The 21823-nt window shown below is 61.8% G+C and carries 24 protein-coding genes; 17 read left to right on the top strand and 7 right to left on the bottom strand.

Translation table 11 applies throughout. The features are described 5' to 3' along the window. The first annotated feature begins 83 nt into the window (after positions 1-83). From fliF to visR, 3 genes are all read left to right on the top strand, one after another. Positions 84-1760, top strand: coding sequence for a flagellar basal-body MS-ring/collar protein FliF (fliF, locus tag IB267_RS12205; RefSeq protein WP_043613052.1), 1677 nt, complete (start codon positions 84-86; stop codon positions 1758-1760). Positions 1761-2603: 843 nt separating this feature from the next. Continuing rightward, positions 2604-3344 (top strand): transcriptional regulator VisN, encoded by a 741-nt coding sequence (visN, locus tag IB267_RS12200; protein WP_192447866.1) that lies wholly within the window; start codon positions 2604-2606, stop codon positions 3342-3344. A gap of 12 nt (positions 3345-3356) precedes the next feature. After that, complete coding sequence (gene visR / locus IB267_RS12195; protein WP_192447865.1) at positions 3357-4103, top strand: transcriptional regulator VisR; 747 nt, start codon at positions 3357-3359, stop codon at positions 4101-4103. Positions 4104-4209: 106 nt separating this feature from the next. Here visR and IB267_RS12190 read toward each other — a convergent pair whose 3' ends face one another. The 6 genes from IB267_RS12190 to motA form a co-directional block, all read right to left on the bottom strand. Then, positions 4210-4650: a hypothetical protein gene (locus IB267_RS12190; RefSeq protein WP_043613045.1), complete on the bottom strand. Its 441-nt coding sequence runs from the start codon at positions 4648-4650 to the stop codon at positions 4210-4212. A 5-nt stretch (positions 4651-4655) separates the two neighbouring features. Next, complete coding sequence (flhB, locus tag IB267_RS12185; RefSeq protein WP_192447864.1) at positions 4656-5732, bottom strand: flagellar biosynthesis protein FlhB; 1077 nt, start codon at positions 5730-5732, stop codon at positions 4656-4658. Between the two features lie 198 nt (positions 5733-5930). Then, positions 5931-6962 (bottom strand): flagellar motor switch protein FliG, encoded by a 1032-nt coding sequence (fliG, locus tag IB267_RS12180; protein WP_034796925.1) that lies wholly within the window; start codon positions 6960-6962, stop codon positions 5931-5933. A 29-nt stretch (positions 6963-6991) separates the two neighbouring features. Then, complete coding sequence (gene fliN, locus IB267_RS12175) at positions 6992-7600, bottom strand: flagellar motor switch protein FliN (RefSeq protein ID WP_192447863.1); 609 nt, start codon at positions 7598-7600, stop codon at positions 6992-6994. A gap of 60 nt (positions 7601-7660) precedes the next feature. Next, positions 7661-8596, bottom strand: a complete 936-nt coding sequence (locus IB267_RS12170; protein ID WP_192447862.1) for a FliM/FliN family flagellar motor switch protein — start codon at positions 8594-8596, stop codon at positions 7661-7663. 4 nt (positions 8597-8600) lie between these two features. Beyond that, a complete protein-coding gene (gene motA, locus IB267_RS12165; protein WP_043613037.1) occupies positions 8601-9479 on the bottom strand; it encodes a flagellar motor stator protein MotA in 879 nt (292 codons plus the stop codon). 182 nt (positions 9480-9661) lie between these two features. Here motA and IB267_RS12160 point away from each other — a divergent pair, with 182 nt between their 5' ends. The 14 genes from IB267_RS12160 to fliP all read left to right on the top strand — a co-directional run bounded on the left by IB267_RS12160 (position 9662) and on the right by fliP (position 19404). After that, positions 9662-10441, top strand: a complete 780-nt coding sequence (locus IB267_RS12160) for a DUF1217 domain-containing protein (RefSeq protein ID WP_034796919.1) — start codon at positions 9662-9664, stop codon at positions 10439-10441. Between the two features lie 2 nt (positions 10442-10443). Next, complete coding sequence (gene flgF, locus IB267_RS12155; protein ID WP_192447861.1) at positions 10444-11169, top strand: flagellar basal-body rod protein FlgF; 726 nt, start codon at positions 10444-10446, stop codon at positions 11167-11169. Positions 11170-11187: 18 nt separating this feature from the next. Then, positions 11188-12579 (top strand): flagellar protein export ATPase FliI, encoded by a 1392-nt coding sequence (gene fliI, locus IB267_RS12150; protein ID WP_192447860.1) that lies wholly within the window; start codon positions 11188-11190, stop codon positions 12577-12579. After that, complete coding sequence (locus tag IB267_RS12145) at positions 12579-13133, top strand: flagellar protein (RefSeq protein WP_192447859.1); 555 nt, start codon at positions 12579-12581, stop codon at positions 13131-13133. Before fliI ends, IB267_RS12145 begins: the two co-directional genes overlap by 1 nt. 180 nt (positions 13134-13313) lie before the next feature. Further along, complete coding sequence (gene flgB, locus IB267_RS12140) at positions 13314-13694, top strand: flagellar basal body rod protein FlgB (RefSeq protein WP_192447858.1); 381 nt, start codon at positions 13314-13316, stop codon at positions 13692-13694. 5 nt (positions 13695-13699) lie between these two features. Next, positions 13700-14119, top strand: coding sequence for a flagellar basal body rod protein FlgC (flgC, locus tag IB267_RS12135; protein WP_034796910.1), 420 nt, complete (start codon positions 13700-13702; stop codon positions 14117-14119). Further along, positions 14119-14460, top strand: coding sequence for a flagellar hook-basal body complex protein FliE (locus IB267_RS12130; protein WP_043613027.1), 342 nt, complete (start codon positions 14119-14121; stop codon positions 14458-14460). Before flgC ends, IB267_RS12130 begins: the two co-directional genes overlap by 1 nt. An 11-nt stretch (positions 14461-14471) precedes the next feature. After that, positions 14472-15260, top strand: coding sequence for a flagellar basal-body rod protein FlgG (gene flgG / locus IB267_RS12125; RefSeq protein ID WP_192447857.1), 789 nt, complete (start codon positions 14472-14474; stop codon positions 15258-15260). 17 nt (positions 15261-15277) lie between these two features. Next, entirely contained in the window at positions 15278-15787 is a 510-nt protein-coding gene (gene flgA / locus IB267_RS12120; RefSeq protein WP_192447856.1) for a flagellar basal body P-ring formation chaperone FlgA, read from the top strand. Further along, positions 15784-16899, top strand: coding sequence for a flagellar basal body P-ring protein FlgI (locus IB267_RS12115; RefSeq protein WP_043613025.1), 1116 nt, complete (start codon positions 15784-15786; stop codon positions 16897-16899). The genes flgA and IB267_RS12115 overlap by 4 nt, the downstream gene beginning before the upstream one ends. Next, positions 16896-17435 (top strand): MotE family protein, encoded by a 540-nt coding sequence (locus IB267_RS12110; RefSeq protein ID WP_192447855.1) that lies wholly within the window; start codon positions 16896-16898, stop codon positions 17433-17435. Before IB267_RS12115 ends, IB267_RS12110 begins: the two co-directional genes overlap by 4 nt. Beyond that, positions 17432-18145 (top strand): flagellar basal body L-ring protein FlgH, encoded by a 714-nt coding sequence (flgH, locus tag IB267_RS12105; protein ID WP_192447854.1) that lies wholly within the window; start codon positions 17432-17434, stop codon positions 18143-18145. The genes IB267_RS12110 and flgH overlap by 4 nt, the downstream gene beginning before the upstream one ends. An 18-nt stretch (positions 18146-18163) precedes the next feature. Next, entirely contained in the window at positions 18164-18658 is a 495-nt protein-coding gene (locus tag IB267_RS12100) for a flagellar basal body-associated FliL family protein (protein ID WP_043613019.1), read from the top strand. A gap of 8 nt (positions 18659-18666) precedes the next feature. Continuing rightward, positions 18667-19404 carry a flagellar type III secretion system pore protein FliP gene (gene fliP / locus IB267_RS12095; RefSeq protein ID WP_043613015.1) on the top strand — a complete coding sequence of 246 codons (738 nt, stop codon included), beginning with the start codon at positions 18667-18669 and terminating at the stop codon, positions 19402-19404. Positions 19405-19610: 206 nt separating this feature from the next. On the opposite strand, the gene IB267_RS12090 is transcribed toward fliP, so the two are convergent. Continuing rightward, on the bottom strand, positions 19611-21524 hold the full coding sequence (locus IB267_RS12090; RefSeq protein WP_371742530.1) for a glycosyl transferase: 1914 nt from the start codon (positions 21522-21524) through the stop codon (positions 19611-19613). Positions 21525-21823 lie beyond the last annotated feature (299 nt).

Below are 21823 nucleotides of genomic sequence, written 5' to 3'. Positions count from 1 at the left end.
AGAAAACCCGAATGTTGGAACTGCGCAGGGCGCTCGGCCGATGATCGGCCCGATGACCTTGCGATACTGGGTGCGGAAACAGAATGAGTCTGTTGGATCAACTCTCGACGTTCACGAAGAACCTGAGCAGTCTCGGGCAAGGCAAGCTGATCGCGTTGGCGGCGGCTGGCATTGTTGCGGTCGGCATGGTGCTCGGGGCTGGAATTTACGTCAACAGACCCTCGTTCGAGACGCTCTATGTCGGGCTCGAACGCAGCGATGTCACCCAGATCAGCATCGCGCTGGCTGAGGCCAACATCGATTTCAATGTCGGGGCTGACGGTGCCAGTTTGCAGGTTCCGGTCGGCATGACCAGCAAGGCGCGCCTGCTGCTCGCCGAGCGTGGCCTGCCGAGCAGCGCCAATGCCGGCTATGAACTCTTCGACAATGTCGGTTCGCTCGGCCTCACCTCCTTCATGCAGGAAGTGACCCGCGTGCGTGCCCTCGAAGGCGAAATCGGCCGCACCATCCAGCAGATTTCCGGTATCGCCGCCGCCCGCGTCCACATCGTGATGCCGGAGCGCGGCAGCTTCCGCAAGGCAGACCAGAACCCCACCGCCTCGGTCATGATCCGCGCCAGCGCCACGGTCGGCCGCAGCGCCGCCGCTTCGATCCGTCATCTCGTCGCCTCGTCCGTACCGGGGCTCGACGTCGATGACGTGACCGTGCTCGATTCGACCGGGCAGCTTCTCGCCTCCGGCGACGACCCGGCCAACAGCGCCCTCAACCAGTCGCTCGGCGTTGTCCAGAACGTGCAGACCGAGCTTGAGAAGAAGATCGACAATGCGCTTGCTCCGTTCCTCGGCATGGACAACTTCCGCTCGAGCGTCACGGCACGTCTGAACACCGACACGCAGCAGATCCAGGAAACGGTCTTCGATCCGGAATCGCGCGTCGAGCGCTCGACCCGTGTGACCAAGGAAGAGCAGAAGTCCAGCCAGCAGCAGCCGGACAATGCCGCGACGGTACAGCAGAACATTCCTCAGGCCGCCCCGAAGGGCGGTGCCGGCCCGCAGTCGAGCGACCAGGCCGAGAAGAAGGAAGAGCAGACCAACTACGAAATCAACAGCAAGACGATCGCCACCGTCAAGAACAGCTACACCGTCGAGCGGCTCTCCGTTGCCGTCGTCGTCAACCGTGGTCGCCTGGCAGCGATGGTGGGCGAGCCGGCCGACCAGGCCAAGATCGACGCCTATCTCGCCGACATGCAGAAGATCGTCGCCTCGGCTGCAGGCCTCGACACCAGCCGCGGCGATATCGTGACCTTGACCGCCATGGACTTCGTCGAGACGCAGCTGCTCGACCAGGCGGTTGCCGGCCCGGGTGTCATGGAAACGCTTACCCGCAACCTCGGCGGCATCATCAACGCGCTCGCCTTCATCGTGGTCGCCTTCCTGGTGGTCTGGATGGGCATGCGACCACTGGCTCGCCAGCTCGGTCTCGGCGGCGGCGCCGGCCAGATCCAGGGCGAAGCCGCTGGCCTCGAGCTTCCCGACTTCTCTCCGGCCAATGCCGGCGCCGGCGGCGCGCTCATGGAAGGCTTCGGCTCGGACTTCGGCTTCGACAGCACCGACGACCTGCTCAGCATGGGCGACGACAGCGGCAGCTTCAATCGCCGCGTTAAGGAAGGGCCGGAGCGGCGCCTGGCCCGCATGGTCGAGATCAGCGAAGAGCGCGCGGCGAAGATCCTGCGCAAGTGGGCTCTCGACAAGGCGGCCTGACGGACAGAAAACGGCCCTGGAACTTCTTGCAAATCCCGCCCTTGTGGCGGGATTTTTCTTGTCGCCGCCACGCCTCATCGGGCCTGCGGTGGGTTTTGGTGTTCAGGTCAAATATTGTCGGAGTTCGGCCGTCATATTTCATCTGGCGCCGAAATTGCTTCAAGTTTCCAAGGGAGTCCGGCGGAGTCCCGGCGGTTACCAAGATGGTAATATTTTAACGATATCTTAATTTATAGATTCGGCCCGCCCGCATGGCGTGCATTCCGCGTTGCTATCTACTATGTCGGATTCGAGCTATACAGAGTTCATCGCAAATATAACATTATTGCTCTCGAAATTTATTCTTTGAGTTTCACAATTTATATATCGGTAAAATGAGGGAGACCTGAAAATAGGCTGGTGCATTTGAGCAACAGCTATGAAAACAAAGTATAATATCGCGCGCATTCGAAATTCTCTGTGCGCGAAAAACCGTCCTTTTTTGGGATGAAATCCCATCGTTTTCCACTCGCAACGCCGCCCTCCTTCTCGTTCACCGCGCGAAAATCGCCGATTTTCAAGAGAAAAAGCTCTTTCTTTCAAGGTGTTGCGGCTCTTTGTCGATCCTTTCCGCAACAGACGGGTGTTGGCAGGGGGCGTGCGATTGCGAATCGCGACATGCCGGCGATGCGAAGTAAATAGCCAGAAGAGGGCGATGTTTTTTTTCTCGCGTCGATGTACATTTTTAGCAGTTGATTCGCGTCCTGATCTGCGACTGGTGGTAATATTCGGCTTCGGCCGGCTGTTGGCGGCGGCAGCGCAAATGCAGTTCCGGGATGTGGATCCGGCACAGGGGCTGAACTCATGGACATTTCGCAAGCAGACATTGCTGTCTGGCCTTTGCCGACGGCACCGACACGCGCACGCGGCGGCGGGTTTTCGCGCGAGCAGCTTTTGCGACGACTGGGCGAAGTCGCCGGGCGCGGCGGTCTCGGAAGCGGCCTTTCGGCTCTGACGGAATATGTCGGAGCGAGCCATTATCTGTTGGCGCGTTATGATCTGTCGCAGGACAGCGGACTCGACCACGTGGTCTGCTCTGATTGGCCGTTCGACGTCGTCCGGCGGCTTTCCGGCGTGATCACTGCGCTTCATGCCAAGACGACGGAACTGGAAAAATGCCTCGCGGTGCTGCAGCCGTGTTTTCATGCGCTGCCCGACAATGCCGAGTTGCCGCGCGGCATCAGCCGCGAATACTGCGCGATCACCTTCAATGTCGGGCGCCTGCGTTTCTCCCTGATGCTGCTGGTCCCGGACGACGTGATCCTGTCGCAGGAGAGCCTGCGTGACGTCACGCTTCTGGCGGGCTATCTGGCAAGCTTCACCACGCGCGCCGAAGTCCGCCATGACCGCGATTTCGAGCTGACCGAGCGCGAACTGGAGTGCCTGTTCTGGATTGCCGAAGGCAAGACGAGCGAAGAGATCGCTGTGATCCTCGGCATCTCGCGCAACACCATCAACAACTACATCACCAGCGTCATGCGCAAGACCGCGACCCGGACACGGTCCGAAGCGATTGCCTACGCGGTGCGCAATAATCTTGTGTAAGGAACGGGCGCGATGACGCATTTTCTTGGCGGCGGGCGGATCGAGGACGAGCAGAAGCTCGCAAGAAACGGCAACCGCGCCGCGCGAGCGGCCACCTTGGTCACGCGCCTGCAGGCCATGCAGCGTCAGATCAACGCCAAGCACTTCGCAGTCTTGCGCCTCAACAGCAAGGGAACCGGCAGCGCCCGAAAGCTCACCTGCGTCCTCGACAACTGGGGCGTAGCCGCGGAAGCCAACGCCCATGATCTCGTCAACGCCTATGGCGAAGAACTGGTCGCGCATCTCGACCAGTCGCTGCTGCCGATCCTTTGGGATGGAGCCGGCGAGCACCAGGCGGCCGAGCTTTCCGAGCTCGCGCCTTTCGCGCATCGCCTGAAGGGCCGCAAGCTTCCCTATTCTGGCATTGCTTTCCCCGTCAGGCTCGGCGCCCAGGGCAACGGTTACGTCGTCTTTGCCGGCAGCTACGTCGACGCCTCCACGGAACAGGTGGTCGATCTGCACGGCCGCAGCTGCATGATCATGACCGATCTTCTGGCGGCCGACGAGAAGCGCGTCGCCCCGGCGGAAACCTTGAGCGACCGCGAGATCGCCTGCCTGCAGATGGCGGGCGACGGTCACATCAGCGAAGAGATCGCGGAGCGCATGGGACTTTCGGTCCACACGGTCAACGCCTATCTGGGGGCTGCGACCACCAAGCTCGATTCGGTCAACCGCATCCAGGCGATCGCCAAGGCGATCCGCCTCGGCTACATCAGCTAGCTCCGGACACGACGGACCGCGCCGGCCTTTTGAGCGGCGGAGCCGAGGGAATTTAACCTGCCAGCGTCAATCGCACGCCAAGACGAGATCCGTCCGAGCGGCGCTTTCAACTCGCCAGCGGCAACTCATAGGACTTGATGAATTTCGCCTCTGCGAGGCTCCGCGCCAGGAAGGCCGTGTTCTCGTCCGGGTCGGACGACGGGTTCTGGAAATTGATGTGGCTGATTTCGATCCCGGCCGTCTCGTTGCCGAGCGACAGGCGGACATAGATGGTCACGCCGCGGGGCTTCAGTTCGAGGTCGAGCACGATTTCCGGCTCGCTGTCCCAATCCAGATTGTAGTTGCCGCCGAGGCCGAAATTGACCGTGCCGGGCAGAAAATAGAGCTCCGCTGCCGATTCGACGAGGTCAGCGAGGCTGGCATAGGACTCGAACCGCAACAGCGCGATGAAATCGGCGGCGTCGATGAGGCGCAGTTCGGTCGCCACAGGGCGAATTGCTTCAGCTACGATCTGTTCTCGTTTCTCGGAGAATTCGCACTTTTTCATCGGAGTTATGTCATCCGTTTTGGTTGCGACGCATGCACGCGGTGAATGAGTTCGGCAACAGCCTTGTAAAACACCGGTGGAATCACACTATCGACCGAGACTTGTGCAAACATGGAGCGTGCAAGCGGCGGGTCCTCGAAGACGGGAATGCCGCTTTTCTCTGCGATTTCACGGATCTTGAGGGCAACCAGGTCCTGGCCCATTGCCACAACGATAGGCGCGTCGCTCTCCTCGCGGACATAACGCAAGGCGACGGCATAGTGGGTCGGATTGGCGATGACCAGCGTGGCGCGCGGCACCGACGAGATCATGCGCTTGCGCGCCCGATCACGCTGCATCGAGCGCAGGCGCGACTTGACGATCGGGTCGCCCTGCGCCTGCTTCATTTCTTCCTTCACTTCCTGCTTGGTCATCATCAGTTCGGTGTACCAATGGTGCCGCGACCAAAAGAGGTCGGCGATCGCCAGCACTGCGGTCGACAGCAGAATGACGATCATGATCTGGTTGAGGTCGCTCGCCATCGTCGAGAACATCGTGACCGGATCGGAAAACATCAGGTCGAGCGTGGCGAAATAGTCGTTCCAAAGCACCAGAACGACGACGACCGACACGATGATGATCTTGAACAGCGACTTGCCGAATTCGACCAGGCCCTGGATGCCGAAGATCCGCTTGAGCCCCGCCATCGGTGAAACCCGATTGAGCTTGGGCTGGATGCGGTCGAGAACCGGCAGGGGCAAGTTCTGGAAGATGGAGGCGCCGACGCCGAAGACGATCAGCAGGACGAAAACCGGGACAACCAGAGCCGTCGATTTCCAGATCAGATGGGTGATCAGGGCCACGACGTCGGTGGCGTTTTCCAGCCGCCAGGCCTCGGGTTGCTCGAAGATATCCTTGAGCGCCTCGGTGAGGGTGGCGACGCCGTCTGTCAGGAAGAAGACGAAGAAAATATAGATCGCGAGCGTCGATGCGAACATCGTGGCTTCGCGTGAAAAGGGCACATTACCCTTCTCGGCGGCGTCCGAGATCTTCTTCTCTGACGGGGCTTCTGTTTTGCTGTCTTTATCCTGATCGTCCGACATGAGACAGGACGGCTCCCAGTTCCTCTACAGTGACGCGCGTCCGGCGGACATACGCCCTGCATTGCGCCTCCTGTAGTGGACCCAGCGCGGGAACCAGGCAAGAGTTGAGCCCCGGCATTCGCCGGGGCTCAACAGAAATTACCCTTCGGGGAGCGGTCCGTTGGCCGCGTTGCGCGGCCCGTTGGACGGAGGCACGCCTCAGGCGGCCTGCACATCCTTTTCCTTGAGCTCGAGCTGCCCGTTCGCAGCCAGCCTGATGGCTTCCTGCGTGATCGAACGCCGTGCGATGGCGATATCGCGCGGGTTGATGCCGGCATCGCCCATGGCGAGATCGGACTCGATCATGCGGCGCTGGCGCGCGCCGATGGAAGCAAGCACCGATTCGCGCAGTTCCGACGTCGAGCCGCGCAGCGCCATCGTGATGATGTCGGTCGACACGTCGTTGAAGAGCTGAACGCGGCTGCGCTGCGGCATGTAGAGCACGTCGTCGAAGAGAAAGATCTTCGGACGAACCTTGTTGGCCGACGCGGTGCTGAGCGATTCGAGCGAGGCAAGCAGCGTATCGACCTGCGGCTTGTCGAGTTCGTTCATCACCTCGGCGATCTTCGCCGGGCCTGCCGAATTGCGCTCCGCTTCCATCTCGCCGATCATTTCCATGACGCGGTTTTCGATGATTGCGGCGGCCTTCGGGTTGACGTCCTTCATGTTGACGGCGCGCTTCAGGATGTCCGGGCGCTGTTCTTCCGACAGCTGCAGCAGCACCTTGGCACCGAAGCTCGAAGGCATCATCGACAGCACGTAAGCGATCGTCTGTGCATGTTCCTTGGCAAGCTGGACGGAAACGGCGACCGGGTCGCATTCCTGCAGGCGATCCCAGATGTTGGCTTCGTAAGACTGGAACGTGGCGCGTCGGCCGAGAAGGCCGTCGACTTCGTCCGGCGTCAGGCCTTCCTCGAGAATGCTCTCAATCGCCTTGGCGTTGTCCATGAGGCCAGCGCCCTCGGTGAAGAGGTCTTCGAACTCATTGACGAGGGCTTCGAGCTCATGCGGCGGAATGGCGCGTAGCGACTGCGCCGAGGCGATGATCGACTGCAGTTCGCTCTGGGTGAAGAACTTCAACAGCTTGCTGGCGACGCCCTTGCCCATCGCAAGCAGAACGGCCGCCGCCTTGTCCGTCTGGCTGAGCGGCCTTGATAGCGCCTGAGCCTCGAAACTTTCGAAATCCATCATGGATTCATCCTTCGCCCAATCATTGGGCCCTATGACTTCTTATTGCCCTTGATCTCGATGAGTTTGACGCCGAAGCGGGTATCGTCGCCTTCGAGAACGGTAATTTCGCCACGGCCGATCACGCGACCGTTGACCATGATCTCCACCGGCTCGCCGATGCGGCGATCCAGCGCGATCGTTGCGCCTTCGCTGAGGTTCATGAGGCCCGAGACCTGCATCCGGCTCGAGCCGAGCACGATCTGCACGTCGATCGGAATGTCCATGATCAGATCGAGATTGGCGTTCATGCCGCTGCCGGGCGGCGTATCGACGGCCGCATCAGCGCTGTCGAAGGACGTCGCGGCAAAATCCGTGCCGCCGAAATCGCTCGTCGCGGCCGCGCCGCCGAGATCGGCGCCGAAGTCGCTGGAGCCGAAATCGCCGCCGAATGCGTCGAGGCCGCCAGCGGCCGGTGCGCCAAAATCACTGCCGAAATCGGTGGTGCCAAGCGTTTCGCCGCCGAATTCGGAGCCGAAAGCATCAGGCGTGTCGGAATCCTGCTTCAGGACACCGCGCAAGTCGTTGATCGCCTGGTCGAGTTCCATATCTCCGACAGCGACTTCGGCCTGTTCGTTGATGGGTGCTTTTTTGGGTGCCATGTGAGAACTATTCCAGTTGAAGCTTGCCTCAGGCATGCTGCGAGCGCGCGGCAGGCCGATTTAACTCATGATGTGGCGAAGGATGTCCTGTTCGGATCCGTGCGTATCCTTGACCCGAACCGTGTATTTCGATCCGGCGCGCCCGAATTCGCAGACATAGAGGTCGCGGCCATTGGCGTTGACGTCGACGCGAACGTCCTGGGCGTCGAGGAAGGGAATGACGTCGCCTGGTTGCAGGCGGCTGATCGTGTCGAGCGTCAGGCTTTCGAGCCGGATACGTGCCTCGATCGTCACCGCCGAACGGCGAACCTGCTCCTCCAGCTGTTCCGTCCACTCGGCCTTTGCCTTGCGCTGCTGTCCGCTTCCCTTGGGGAAGACGATCGTCGTCTTCAGAAGCACGCTTTGCGGAACGATGATCGAGAAGGTGGAAAGCACGGGGCCGAAGCCGATCGTCATGTCGATCGCGCCGGCGTGAACGTCCTCGATCATCGGATCGGGCTTGGGGCGCGCGACGCTGTTGATCGGGCGTTCGACGATCGGCTCGAAGCTGCCAGGCGCATTGACGGCGGTCCTGAGCACGTCGGCGATCTTCTCGAACAGCGGCACGGCCACGTCGATTTCGATCTGGGAAAGGGCGCGCGGTTGCGGTTCCTCGATGCCGGCGGGCTCGGCGCCGAGCAGCGCCTCCACCAGAGCGATGATGATCGGGCTGTCGCAGCCGATCTGAAAGTCCGTGCACCAGTTGCGCAGCGAAACCTCGCTGATCAGCACGCCCGTGCCCATCGACGAGATCAAGTCGCGGCGCATCCCGGTCCGGTGGCCGGCATAGCCGATGGTGATGTCGAGACCCGTCTCCGCCCGGCACATGTCCGGCAGGAATTCGCCGAAGACCTGGCCGAGTTCGAGGGCCAGCCGGCCGATCACCCGGTCGTCGCCGAGCGCGCCGGTCATACGCGCGAGGAGCTTGCGGTCGAATGCGTGAACATTGGAGGTCATCAGATCAAGCCGCCTTGCTTTCGCCGCCGCCGCCGGGGTTCATCATTTCCTGCTCGACCGCGTCGATCGACGGACGCTCGTAGGCCGAAATGGTCTTGCGACCATATTCGAGAGCGACCTGCGGAACCGAGCCGTTCATGTAGGCAAGCAGTGTCTGCTTGACGATGATGTAGAGCCGGTTCTGCTTCTCGCGCACCGATTTGACGTTGGCCACGAGCGGCGCGACGATCGAATAGGAGAGAAACACGCCGAGCAGTGTGCCGACGAGAGCGGCCGCGATCTTGGCGCCGAGAACTTCGGGCGCCTCGCTGATCGCGCCCATCGCCTTGATGACGCCGAGAACGGCCGCGACGATACCGATCGCCGGGAAGGCGTCGCCCATCGTGTTCAGCGCGTGGTAGCACTTCATCTTGTCGTGGGTGATGGTCTGGATTTCCTCGTCCATCAGCGCTTCGATCTCGTGCGAGCGGGCGTTTCCAATGATGATCAGACGCACGTAGTCGCAGATGAAGGCGGTCAGTTCCTTGTTCTTCAGAACCGTCGGCGCCGACTGGAAGATCGTGGATTCCTCGGGGTTGTCGATGTGGCTTTCGATCTCGTTGCGCGACTTGGTGCGCAGGTCGCGCATCAGCGAATAGAGAACGCCGAGCGTGTCGAGATACTCGCGCTCTTTCGGCACCTTGTGGCGAAAGGCTTCGCCAAGCGCCTTGCCGGTATCCTTCACCACCTTCATCGAGTTGGCCATGATGAAGCCGCCGACGCCGGCGCCGCCGATGATCAGCAGTTCGAACGGCTGGTTGAGGACTTCCATGTGGCCGCCCATCGCCAGATAGCCGCCGAGGATACAGCCGAACGTCACAAGAAGTCCGATGATGATGTTCATATTCGATACCTGTCGCGATCTTATTTTCCGCTAACGGGATACGGTTTCATCCTTGCGTGAGGCTGGCCGGTCCTGGCGACAGGGCCACCTGGCGGAACAGGTTCGCGCAAGGCTGTCCGGTCAGGATTTGTCAGAACAGGCTCAGGGGCTGCCTGTCTCATTCCGGCAGGGGCGGAGCGATCGTGACCACGACCTATACGAGCTACAAGCTGATTACGGCCGACTTGACGAAGTCGCTGGCCCGTGTTGCCGAGCAGCCCGATGTGGCGCGCGAGACCGCGTACTATCTGTCGAAGATCGGCGACGTCAAAACGATCGACGACTTCTTTGCCGATACCCGTCTCTACAATTACGCGATGAAGGCGCACGGCCTCGAAGACATGGCCTATGCCAAGGCCTTCATGCGCAAGGTGCTGACGGAAGGCGTCGACAACGAAGATGCCTTCGCCAACAAGCTGACCGACAACCGCTACAAGCAGCTCGTCGAATCGCTGAATTTTGCAGCCCACGGCGCGGCCGCCACGTCCTTCGATCGTGCGCAGAAGGGCGTCGCAGAAAAATACACCCGCCAGACCCTGGAACAGGACGCAGGCGAAGAGAATGCCGGCGTCAGGCTTGCGCTCTATTTTTCCCGCATGGCGCCGACAATCAACAGCGGTTACGCCATCATCGCCGACGAGGCGATCGCCCAGGTGGTGCGCACGGCCCTGCAGCTGCCCGACGAATTCGCTGCGACCAATGTCGATCGCCAGGCCGAGACCTATGAACAGGCGCTCGATTTCAAGGACTTCCAGGACCCGACCAAGGTAGCCGAGTTTCTCGACCGGTTCACCGCGCTCTGGGAAACCAAAAATTCAACGGACGGTTATGATCCGCTCGCGGTCTTCGGCTCGTCGAGCGGCTACGGCATTTCTTCCGATCTTCTCCTGTCCATCAACAGCCTGAAACTCGGGGGAAACTGAGCGTGCAAACCGGTCTTTACGTCGCAATCTCGTCGCAGATGGCGCTTGAAAAGCGCCTCAACACACTTGCCGACAACATCGCGAACTCTAACACCGTCGGCTTCCGTGGAACCGAGGTGAAGTTCAACCAGATGCTCGGCGACACCAAGCCGGTGAAGGTTTCCTATGTCAGCAAGGGCGAGGAGTTCCTGAACACCAGCAACGGCTCGCTCTCGCGCACCGGTTCCTCGCTCGACTTTGCCATCAAGGGCGACGCCTGGTTCCAGATCGAGACGCCATCCGGTCAGGCGCTGACGCGCGACGGGCGTTTCACGCTGACGGACACCGGCGAACTCGTCACCATCCGCGGCTATCCGGTGCTCGACGCCGGCGGCGCGCCGATCCAGTTGAACGGCAATGGCGGTGAAATCACCGTCGGCGCCGATGGTGCGCTTCATCAGAACGGCGTCGCCGTCGCCTCGCTCGGCCTTTACGAGGCCGATTTCAGCCAGGGCTTCATCCGTCTCGACAACAGCGCCGTTCAACCGGCAGCGCAGGTCGAGCCGGTGGTCGACCGGTTCGATGTGGGCGTCATGCAGGGTTTCGTCGAGGAGTCCAACGTCAATGCCATCCAGGAAATGTCGCAGCTGATCATGGTCACCCGCGCCTTCGACCAAATCACCGCCCTCTTGCGTGACAGCGAAGGATCGCTCGAAGAAGCGGTCAAGACGCTTGGCGGCAGTCGTTAATCTGTGACGGACATCGGCATGCAAAGCGAAGGCCTGAAACCGAGCGCGGGATCGACATCTCTGGCGGCACTTGCCGGCCTGGTCGAGCGCTATGCCAAACCCGAATTCTCGATCGCACCCGGCGGTCACGTCCAGACGATCTCGCCCGGCCACTACACGGTGACCGGCCTGTCGCGGCATGTCCGGCTCGGCGATTTCGTCGCCCACAAGAGCGTCACCGGAACCCATCTCGGTGAGGTCGTTCGGGTCGAGCCGGAGCGGGTGGTCGTCTGCCCGATCGAGCCCGGCGACCCGATCGGCATCCACGACACGGTCATCCGCAAGGGCGCCTTCCGCGTCGCGCCGACCGACCAATGGTGCGGTCGTGCGATCAATGCGCTCGGCGAACCGATCGATGGTCTCGGTCCTCTGCAGCAGGGCGACGTGCGCCGCTCGATCACCAACACCGCGCCGCCGTCGATGACCCGCAAAAGGGTCGAGAAGGGCTTCCTGACCGGCGTGCGTGCGATCGACATCTTTTCTCCGCTCTGCCTTGGCCAGCGTCTCGGCATTTTCGCCGGCTCCGGCGTCGGCAAATCGACGCTGCTCTCCATGCTGGCGCGGGCCGATGCCTTCGACAAGGTGGTGATCGCGCTGGTCGGCGAACGCGGCCGTGAAGTGCGCGAATTCATCGAGGATACGCTGGGCGACAATCTGGCGAAGTCCGTCGCAGTCGTCGCGACCAGCGACGAGAGCCCGATGCTGCGCAAGATGGCGCCGCTGACCGCCGTCACCATTGCTGAGCATTATCGCGACAACGGCGACAACGTTCTGTTGATCGTCGACAGTGTCACCCGCTTCGCCCACGCGATCCGCGAGGTCGCGACCGCGTCCGGCGAGCCGCCGATCGCGCGCGGCTATCCGGCCTCCGTCTTCACCGAACTGCCGCGCCTGCTGGAGCGCGCCGGCCCGGGAACCGAAGGCGCGGGCACGATCACGGCGATCATCTCCATCCTCGTCGACGGCGACAACCACAACGATCCGGTTGCCGACTCGACGCGCGGCATCCTCGACGGCCACATCGTGCTCGAGCGCAGCCTTGCGGAGGAGGGGCGGTACCCGCCGATCAATCCGCTCGCCTCGATCTCGCGTCTCGCGCGCAAGGCCTGGACCCCCGACCAGGAAAAGCTGGTCTCGCGCCTGAAGGCGCTGATCCACCGCTTCGAAGAGACCCGCGACCTTCGCCTGATCGGTGGCTATCGCCCAGGTGGCGATCCGGATCTCGACATGGCGATCAAGCAGGTGCCGGTCATCTACGAGGTATTGACGCAGACCGCCGGTGAGCGCCCGGCGCAGGATGCCTTTTCCGATCTCGCCAACGCGCTGAAGGCGGCGGCGATGGGCAATCAGCCGGGTGCGAGAACGAGGTGATGACCATGACCGATTATGATGCGGACGAGATGGTTCACCAGCGCAAGCGAAGCCGCATGCCGATGACCGACAAGTTCCTGGCTGCGACCGGCGTGGCGCTTGCCGCGTTCGCGACCTTCTTTCCCTGGTATGCCTTCTTCCACCAGGACCAGTTCACCATGCCGCCTTTGTGGCAGGGTTCGACCCGCGAGCTGCCGGAGCGCGCCGCGCGCAACGTCGTCTCTGTCTCCCCGCTCGCCATGCCCGACGCGGACGGCGAGACCTTGGCCGCCATCGACCAGCTGACGACGGCGACGGTGCCGGGCATCGGCGCCGGTCCGGGACCGGAAGGGACAGCCGCGGAAGAGGGGCTGTCGCAGCCCTTTCCCGGCAAGTCCGGCTTCAAGCTGATGCATGTCGCCAACGGTCGCGCACTGATCGAGGATGCGAGCGGCATGTACATCGTGCGCGTCGGTTCGGTTCTGCCCGACAACACGCGTCTTGCCACGCTCGAGCAGCGGGATGGCCACTGGGTGATGATCACCTCCTCCGGCGAAATGTACCAGGCCAACTGACGCAGATCCGTATTCCTTTCCCGTGACCGCCGCGCCATCTCTGACGGATGACGCGGCTTTTCTGCCTTTTGCAGGTAATCTCCGGCGGCCGCGGTCCCGATCCCGCGGGCATCGCTTTCCGACGAAAGTCCCACGCAAGATTACCGGCCTAAGTTCGCATCACCAAGCATGGAGCTTTTGATGCAACCGATTCAGCTTTTCGACCTCGCGTCCCGGCAGGCCCAGTGGCTGACCGTTCGTCAGAACGTGGTGGCCGGCAACATCGCCAATGCGAACACGCCGCACTACAAGGCCAAGGACGTCAAGCCGTTCGAAAGCGTTCTGCAGGACGCCGGCATCCAGATGGCGGCGACCAACAAGATGCATTTCACGGACGGCCTCGCAGCCTCTCAGGTGGCTGAAGTCGGCATGGTCGACGGTGTGCAGATCCAGCAATCGGGCAACAGCGTCGCGATCGAGCAGGAAATGATGAAGACCGGCGAAATCAAGCGCGACTACGAGCTCTCCGCGGGCCTCGTGAAGGCCTTTCACCGAATGATGCTAATGGCGGTACGGAAGTAAGAACCATGGATCCATTGACCTCGGCCCTCAAGGTATCGGCCTCCGGCCTGCAGGCGGAATCGACCCGCCTGCGCATCGTCTCCGAAAACATCGCCAACGCCCGCTCCACCGGCGATACGCCGGGCGCGGATCCCTATCGGCGCAAGACCATCAGCTTTGCCGCCGAAGTGGACCGCGCAAGCGGCGCCTCGCTGGTTGAGATCGAGCGCCAGGGCACGGACGATTCGGACTTCAACATCGAGTTCGATCCGGGCAATCCGGCCGCCAACGAAAAGGGCATGGTCAAGCTGCCGAACGTCAACATCCTGGTCGAGATGGCCGATATGCGCGAAGCCAACCGCGCCTATGAGGCGAACCTGCAGACCATCAAGCAGTCCCGCGACCTGATTTCCCAGACAATCGACCTGTTGAGAGCCTCGCAATAATGATCGATGCAGTTAAATCCCTCGGCGCGTTCTCGGTCACCAAAGAGACCGATGGCACCCACTCTACGTCATCCTCGTCGTCGATCTTCGGCATGCCGGCCGCCACCCAGGGCGTGCCGCAGGGGCAGAGCTTCGCTTCGGTTCTCGGCGACATGGCGACCGACGCCATCGGCGCGATGAAGAAGGCGGAAGGCATGTCGCTCGACGGCATTCGCGGCCAGGCAAACACCCGTGAGGTGGTCGATGCGGTGATGAGCGCCGAACAGTCGCTGCAGACCGCGATCGCGATACGCGACAAGGTGGTCACCGCCTACCTCGAAATCGCGCGCATGCAGATCTGAAGGAACGAGACATGAAGGCCCTTTCCATTGCCGCCACCGGCATGAACGCCCAGCAGTTGAACCTCGAAGTCATCGCGAACAACATCGCGAACATCAACACGACGGGTTACAAGCGCGCGCGTGCCGAGTTTTCCGATCTGCTGTACCAGACCGAACGCGCCCAGGGCGTGCCGAACCGCTCCAACCAGGCGATCGTTCCCGAAGGCGCGATCATCGGCCTCGGCGTGCAGACGGCAGCCGTGCGCAATCTTCACATCCAGGGCAGCATGGTCTCGACCGGCAACGAGTACGACCTGGCGCTGATCGGCCGCGGCTGGTTCCAGGTCGAAACGCCCGATGGCGAGACCGTCTATACCCGCGCCGGCGCCTTCAACAAGAATGCCCAAGGCCAGCTCGTGACGATCGACGGCTACACCGTTGTTCCGGGTATCACCGTTCCGCAGGACGCGACCGACATCGTCTTCACCAGCTCCGGCCAGGTGATGGTGCGCATCGGCAACAACCCGGCGATGCAGGAAATCGGCCAGCTGACGATCGCCAACTTCGTCAACGAGGCGGGCCTCGAGCCGCAGGGCGAAAACCTCTTCAAGCAGACGCCGGCCTCCGGCGACGCGATCGTCGGCACGCCGGCCGATCCGGGCTTCGCGCAGATCAAGCAGAAGTATCTCGAAGCGTCCAACGTCGATCCGGTCAAGGAAATCACCGACCTGATCTCGGCGCAGCGCGCCTACGAGATGAACTCCAAGATCATTCAGGCCGCCGACGAAATGGCGGCCACGGTGAGCAAGAACCTCAGGTAACGAAAGAGGGGGCAAACATGACGTTTCGCCGATCCGCAGACATCAAGGCTTCGAAGGCCGGCCGCGCCAGCGCGCGGCGGCTGGCGGCTGGCGCGCTCCTTGCCACCGCTTTCCTGTTGCCTTCGACAGGTTATGCGGAGCGGCTGACGGCGGTAATCCCCACGCAGACCATCTATCCGGGCGAAACCGTCGACGCGAGCCGCGTCGAAGTCGTCGACGTCACCAACCCCGATCTCGCCGACGGTTACATCAGAACCCTGGGCGAGATCGACGGCAAGGTCACCAAGCGCACGCTTCTTCCCGGCCGGGTGATCCTCGCGAGCGCGCTGCGCGAGCAGTACGCCGTCGAGCGCGGTTCGACCGTGCGCCTCGTCTTCAGCAATGGCGGCCTGACCATCAGCGCTGCCGGATCGCCGCTCCAGGACGCCGCCGTCGGCGAACTGATCCGGGCGCGCAACATCGATACCGGCGTCATCGTTTCCGGAACGGTGATGGCCGACGGCACTGTCCATGTGGTGGCGAAATGAAAATGCTTGCATGCAAATGGTTCCTGTCGCTGGCCGTCGCGTTTTCCATGGCGCTGACACCCGCCTTCGGCGCATCCCGGATCAAGGATGTCGCCTCGCTTCAGGCGGGCCGTGACAACCAGCTCATCGGATACGGCCTCGTCGTCGGCCTCCAGGGCACGGGAGACAGCCTGCGCTCGTCGCCGTTCACCGACCAGTCGATTCGCGCGATGCTGCAGAATCTCGGCATCTCCACCCAGGGTGGCGAGTCCCGGACGCGCAACGTCGCGGCCGTGCTGGTGACGGCGAACCTGCCACCGTTCGCCAGCCCCGGCAGCCGCGTCGACGTGACCGTCGGCTCGCTCGGCGACAGCACGTCGCTACGCGGCGGCACACTGGTCATGACCTCACTTTCAGGCGCCGACGGCCAGATCTATGCGGTCGCGCAAGGCTCCGTCGTCGTCACCGGCTTCAATGCACAGGGCGATGCCGCGACGCTCAACCAGGGTGTCACGACGTCTGGTCGCGTGCCGAACGGCGCCATCATCGAGCGCGAGCTGCCGTCGAAGTTCAAGGATGGCTTCAACCTTGTGCTGCAGCTGCGCAATCCTGATTTCTCGACGGCCGTCGGCATGGCCGCAGCGATCAACAAATATGCGGCCCAGCAATATGGCGGTCGCATTGCGGAAGCCCGCGATAGCCAGGCCGTTCTCGTCGAGAAGCCGAAGATGGCGGATCTGGCGCGGCTGATGGCCGACATCGAAAACATCGTCATCGAGACCGATGTGCCCGCGCGCGTCGTCATCAACGAACGCACCGGCACGATCGTCATCGGCCAGGATGTTCGGGTCAACGAGGTGGCCGTCAGTTACGGAACCTTGACCGTGGAAGTCAGCGAGACGCCGACGGTGGTGCAGCCGCTGCCCTTCTCGCGCGGACAGACGGCGATGGAACCGAACACGACCATCAACGCGCAGTCCGACGGCGGCACGGTGGCGATCCTCAACGGGTCGAGCCTTCGCTCGCTCGTCGCCGGCCTCAACAACATCGGCGTCAAGCCGGACGGCATCATCGCTATCCTGCAGAGTATCAAGACGGCCGGTGCCCTCCAGGCGGAGCTCGTGCTGCAATGACGGCAAACGACAATCATACTCTCGGCCTGACGCCCAAGCTGCTGCTCGCCGCAGCGGCTGTCGCGTCCATGCTCTCGATGCCCGGCGCCTTCGCTCAGGACGTCACGGCGCCGCCGGCCAGCGATGCGACCCAGAACGAGATCCAGCAGTTCTGCACCAACATCGCCGATGCCGCGCGCGACCAGCGCTATGTGCTGCAGCGCAAGGATCTCGAAACGCTGCAGGCCAGCATCGACGAGCGTATCGCAACGCTGGAAAAGCGCCGCGACGAATACGAAGACTGGCTGAAGCGCCGCAACGATTTCCTGAAACAGGCGGAACTCAACCTCGTCGGCATCTACAAGACGATGAAGCCGGACGCAGCTGCCGGCAAGCTTGAGATGGTGAGGCCCGAAATTGCCGCCGCCATCGTCATGCAGCTGCCGGCGCGCCAGTCGTCGTTGATCCTGAGCGAAATGAGCGACGAGAAGGCGGCGGTTCTCACCAACATCATCTCGAGCGCCAGCGACCCGAACACCTCGAAGGAACCATCATGAAAACGCGTCTAACGGCTATACTGACCGGGGCCGCCCTCCTTGCGGGATGTCAGAACCAGGCGCTCAACGAAATCGGCCGCGCGCCTTCGATGAGCCCGATCGGCAGCGGCCTGCAATATTCGCAGACCCCGCAGCTGGCTATGTACCCGAAGCAGCCGCGCCAGATGACGAACGGCTATTCGTTGTGGAACGACCAGCAGGCAGCCCTCTTCAAGGACGCACGCGCGATCAATGTCGGCGACATCCTGACGGTCGACATCAAGATCAACGAAGGCGCCACCTTCGACAACAAGACCGACCGCAGCCGCAAGAATGCGAGCGGCTTCAACATCGGCGCCAACGGCAAGTCGCAGACGAGCGATTTCGATTGGTCGGGCGAACTGAAATACGGCTCGAACACCAAGACCGAAGGCGACGGCAAGACCGAGCGCTCGGAAAAGCTGCGCCTGCTCGTTGCGGCCGTCGTGACCGGCGTGCTCGAAAACGGCAACCTGTTGATCAGCGGTTCGCAGGAAGTGCGCGTCAACCATGAACTGCGCATCCTGAACGTCGCCGGCATCGTCCGGCCGCGGGACGTCGATGCCGACAACGTTATTTCCTACGACCGCATCGCCGAGGCACGCATCTCCTACGGTGGCCGTGGCCGCCTGACTGAAGTGCAGCAGCCGCCCTACGGCCAGCAGTTAATGGATCTATTTTCGCCGATCTGATCGGCAGGGAACGGCAAGATGGAAGAACTCGATTCCAACGCTCCGAAGCCGCCGTCGAAGGTGCTGACCATTGCGGCCATCGCCGTGCTGACGCTGGTTGCCGGTGGTGGCGGCTGGCTGGTCGGCGGCCTGCTCGCGCCACCGCCCCCAAAGGAGCAGGTGGAAGCAGCCAAGGAGCCGGCCGCCAATGCGACCGGCGAAGAGGGGTTGCCGAAGGTCGCGATCGAAGCGAACGGCGTTGTCCAGCTCGACCCGATCACCACGAACCTTGCCTATCCCTCGGAAAACTGGATCCGCTTGGAAGTGGCGCTGCAGTTCGACGGCGTGCCCGACCCGAAACTGGCCGAGCAGATCCACCAGGATATCGCCGCCTACCTGAAAACCGTCTCCCTGCAGCAGATCCAGGGACCGCGCGGCTTTCAATATCTCCGGGATGACATCCAGGAGCGGGTTGACCTCCGCTCCGATGGGCGCGTAACCAATGTGATGTTCAGAACCTTCGTCATCCAATGATTCGATAAATGGTCCGGCTAGTCGCCTTTATAGTTGCCATGATGGCGATGTCCGGTATTGCCGGCGCCCAGAGCTTCCCCTCTGATATCCTGAATACGCCTGTCGACGGCTCTGCCGCTTCGTGGATCATCCGCACTTTCGGTCTTCTGACCGTGCTGTCGGTGGCCCCCGGCATCCTGATCATGGTCACCAGCTTTCCGCGCTTCGTGATCGCCTTTGCGATCCTGCGCACCGGCATGGGCCTGGCAACGACGCCGTCCAACATGATCATGGTTTCGCTGGCGCTGTTCATGACCTTCTATGTCATGGGGCCGACCTTCGATCGCGCCTGGCGGGACGGCATCGATCCGCTGATGAAGAACCAGATCACCGAGACGGAGGCGATCCCCCGGATCACCGAGCCGTTCCGCGACTTCATGCTCGCCAATACGCGCGACAAGGACCTGCAGCTCTTCATCGACATCGCCAAGGAAAAGGGCCAGACGGTCGTCGTCGACGATAAAGTCGACCTGCGCGCCGTCGTGCCGGCCTTCATGATCTCGGAAATTCGCCGCGGCTTCGAAATCGGCTTCCTGATCATGCTGCCGTTCCTGGTGATCGACCTGATCGTCGCCACCATCACCATGGCCATGGGCATGATGATGCTGCCGCCGACGGCGATCTCGCTGCCGTTCAAGATTCTCTTCTTCGTCTTGATCGACGGCTGGAACCTGCTCGTCGGCAGCCTGGTGCGCTCCTTCAGTTGAGCCTGCCGCGCAAACCAGCGCGGCGCGGCAACGATAGATCAAAAATTCAAAGAGGAAAGGCGTGCCCGACAGACCGCGATGGGCTCACCTTTGACGCATGGCGCTCCGGATCATTCGCGTCATCGGGCGTCGCGATCTTCGAAACGGGACAACAAAAAAGGCAGCGCCGCGGCGCTGCCTTTTGTCTTTTTAGGAATTGTCGCCGTTCAGCGTTCGAACGACCCGCTGCGCGGCGGCAACGCCGGAACGTCGATGTGATCGGGCGCAAGTCCGCGCTTGGCGCGATCGGCCATCATTTCGTAGCCCGTTTCCAGGTGCTGGCAGAAACGTTCCGCGTCGAACAGCGGCATCCGGAACCGGTTCTCGTCCAGCCTCTTCCGATAGTCGGCGATCTTCTCACGGTTGTTGTAGAGCGCGACAGCTTCCTTGACGTAGTCCTCCGGTCCGGCGGCCACGAGCTCCGGCACGCCGATGGCGTTCAGCAGGCTCTCGCTCACGCGCGAAGCGAAGTTCGTGCCTTTGAACGTGAGCACCGGAAGCCCGGTCCAAAGCTGTTCCGACGTTGTCGTATGGCCGTTATAGGGATAGGTGTCGAGACCGATATCGGCGAGCGGAATGCGGTTGATATGGTGCTGGTACGTCAGTTTGGGGCAGACGACGATGCGTTTCGTGTCGATGCCGGCGCTCTTGAACTTGGCGAGCAGGTTTGCCCGAGCATCCGCGCGTTCGCACAAGATCCACATCATGCTGTTAGGGGTCTGCTTGAGGATGTCGATCCAGAGGTTCACCGTCTGGAGCGAAATCTTTCGGTTGGCATTGAAGGACGCAAAGACGAACGCGTCTTGCGGCAGCCCGACCTGCGATCGGCAGACTGGCTGCGGCCGCGGCCGCTCATAAGGGTCGTTCGGCTGGTAGCTTTCCGGCAGTCGGCAGTATTTTTCGTAGTAGAACGCCTTGCTGGACTCGGGCAGGACATAGGGGTCGCCGATGATGTAGTCGAGATCGACGTTGACGGTCGTGCCCGGAAAGCCGAGCCACCCGACCTGAACCGGCGCTGCGGCCTGATTGAAAATCGAGCTGCGGCTTTCCAGCGTATGCCCCTTCAAGTCGACGAGTATATCGATGTTTTCCTGGCGGATGACCTCCGCCACCTGCTGGTCGGGCAGATCGCCAATCTCGATGATCCGCCCCCATTTTTCCCGCGCTCCCATGTCGCGCGCAGTGTGCATGGCTTTCGTGTGGCAGAAGAGCGTCACGTCGAAGCGGGACTTGTCGTGGGCCATTAGCACCGATTTCAGAAGCTTCATCGTGGCGTGATCGTCCCAGAAGTCGGCTGAGACGTAGCCAATCCTGATGCGGTCGCCCCAGCGATGAGGAGCACTGCGGCGCACATTGGTGAGTTCGGGTGGGAACGCGTTGTGCATCGCACCGGCGATCTGATTGAGGCGTTCGTCGCCACACCAGGTCGCATGATAGTAGGGTGCCTCGGATGCGAGGATTTCAGTCTGCCCCGTCTTCAACGCGTTCTGGATGTCGCGTTCGTGCTTCTCTACCTCGGCATAGTCGTTGGCTTCACGGGCATAGACCAGATGGGCCGACCGCAACGTGGCATTCTTCGGGTTGTTGCGGAAGAGGTTGGCCAGCGCGTCACGATCTTGCAGGTCGTTGATCTCGGCGGTCAACAGTTTGAACGCAAGCGCATTGTGCAGGCGGTTGGTGCTCAAGGTCAGCGGAGCCTTGAACAGGCCAAGGATCTGCTTCTCGCCGCGCTTCAGGAAGATCGAAGAAATGATGAAGGCAATTTCGGGATCGGTCTTGGCCTTCTCCAGCAGCGGCAGTCCGATGCTCAACGCCTCGTCCTCCTGTCCGTTTGCGAAGTAGAGCTTCATGGCGTCGGTGAGGTAATCCTCCGCCCGCGAGCCGCCGGCTTCACCGGCGAGCTGGTAGGCGCGGGCCGCCTCAGCCTTGAAGCCGAGTTTCACAAGCACCTTCGCCAGAAGCACATAGGTCTTGGTGTCGCGGTTGATCTCCATCAGCACATTCAGCTGGTTGAGCGCGTCCGTGTACCGCCCCTTCTGGTATTGCCGGGAGGCGGTCGAAAAGATGGCTTGGGCGTTCACTAAGAGCTCCGTCGAAGAGGCGCGGCGACCGGCGCCGGCTTGCTAGTCCTTGTTCGAAGCCGAGTTTACTTGGCGGAGCTTGCCTCAGACAGGAGCGCAGGACCGACACATCTAGGCCGCCAGTGGCGGGTCTGTGTCCCCTGCATTGGGGACGCCATTAAAGTCTTGTTAAGTATAAATTATCTCGATCAAAGTTGCCTTGGGCATTTAATCAATTCGCAAGCTTTGCACGCGATAGTCCCTTTCACATGACGGGTTTGGTTTCTTCCGAGATAGTTGGAACCGAGTGGCATGAAGCC

It is taken from the genome of Ensifer sp. ENS09, assembly GCF_014852425.1.
Classification (GTDB): Bacteria; Pseudomonadota; Alphaproteobacteria; order Rhizobiales; family Rhizobiaceae; genus Ensifer.
This window is presented reverse-complemented; position numbering and strand designations above follow the sequence as displayed.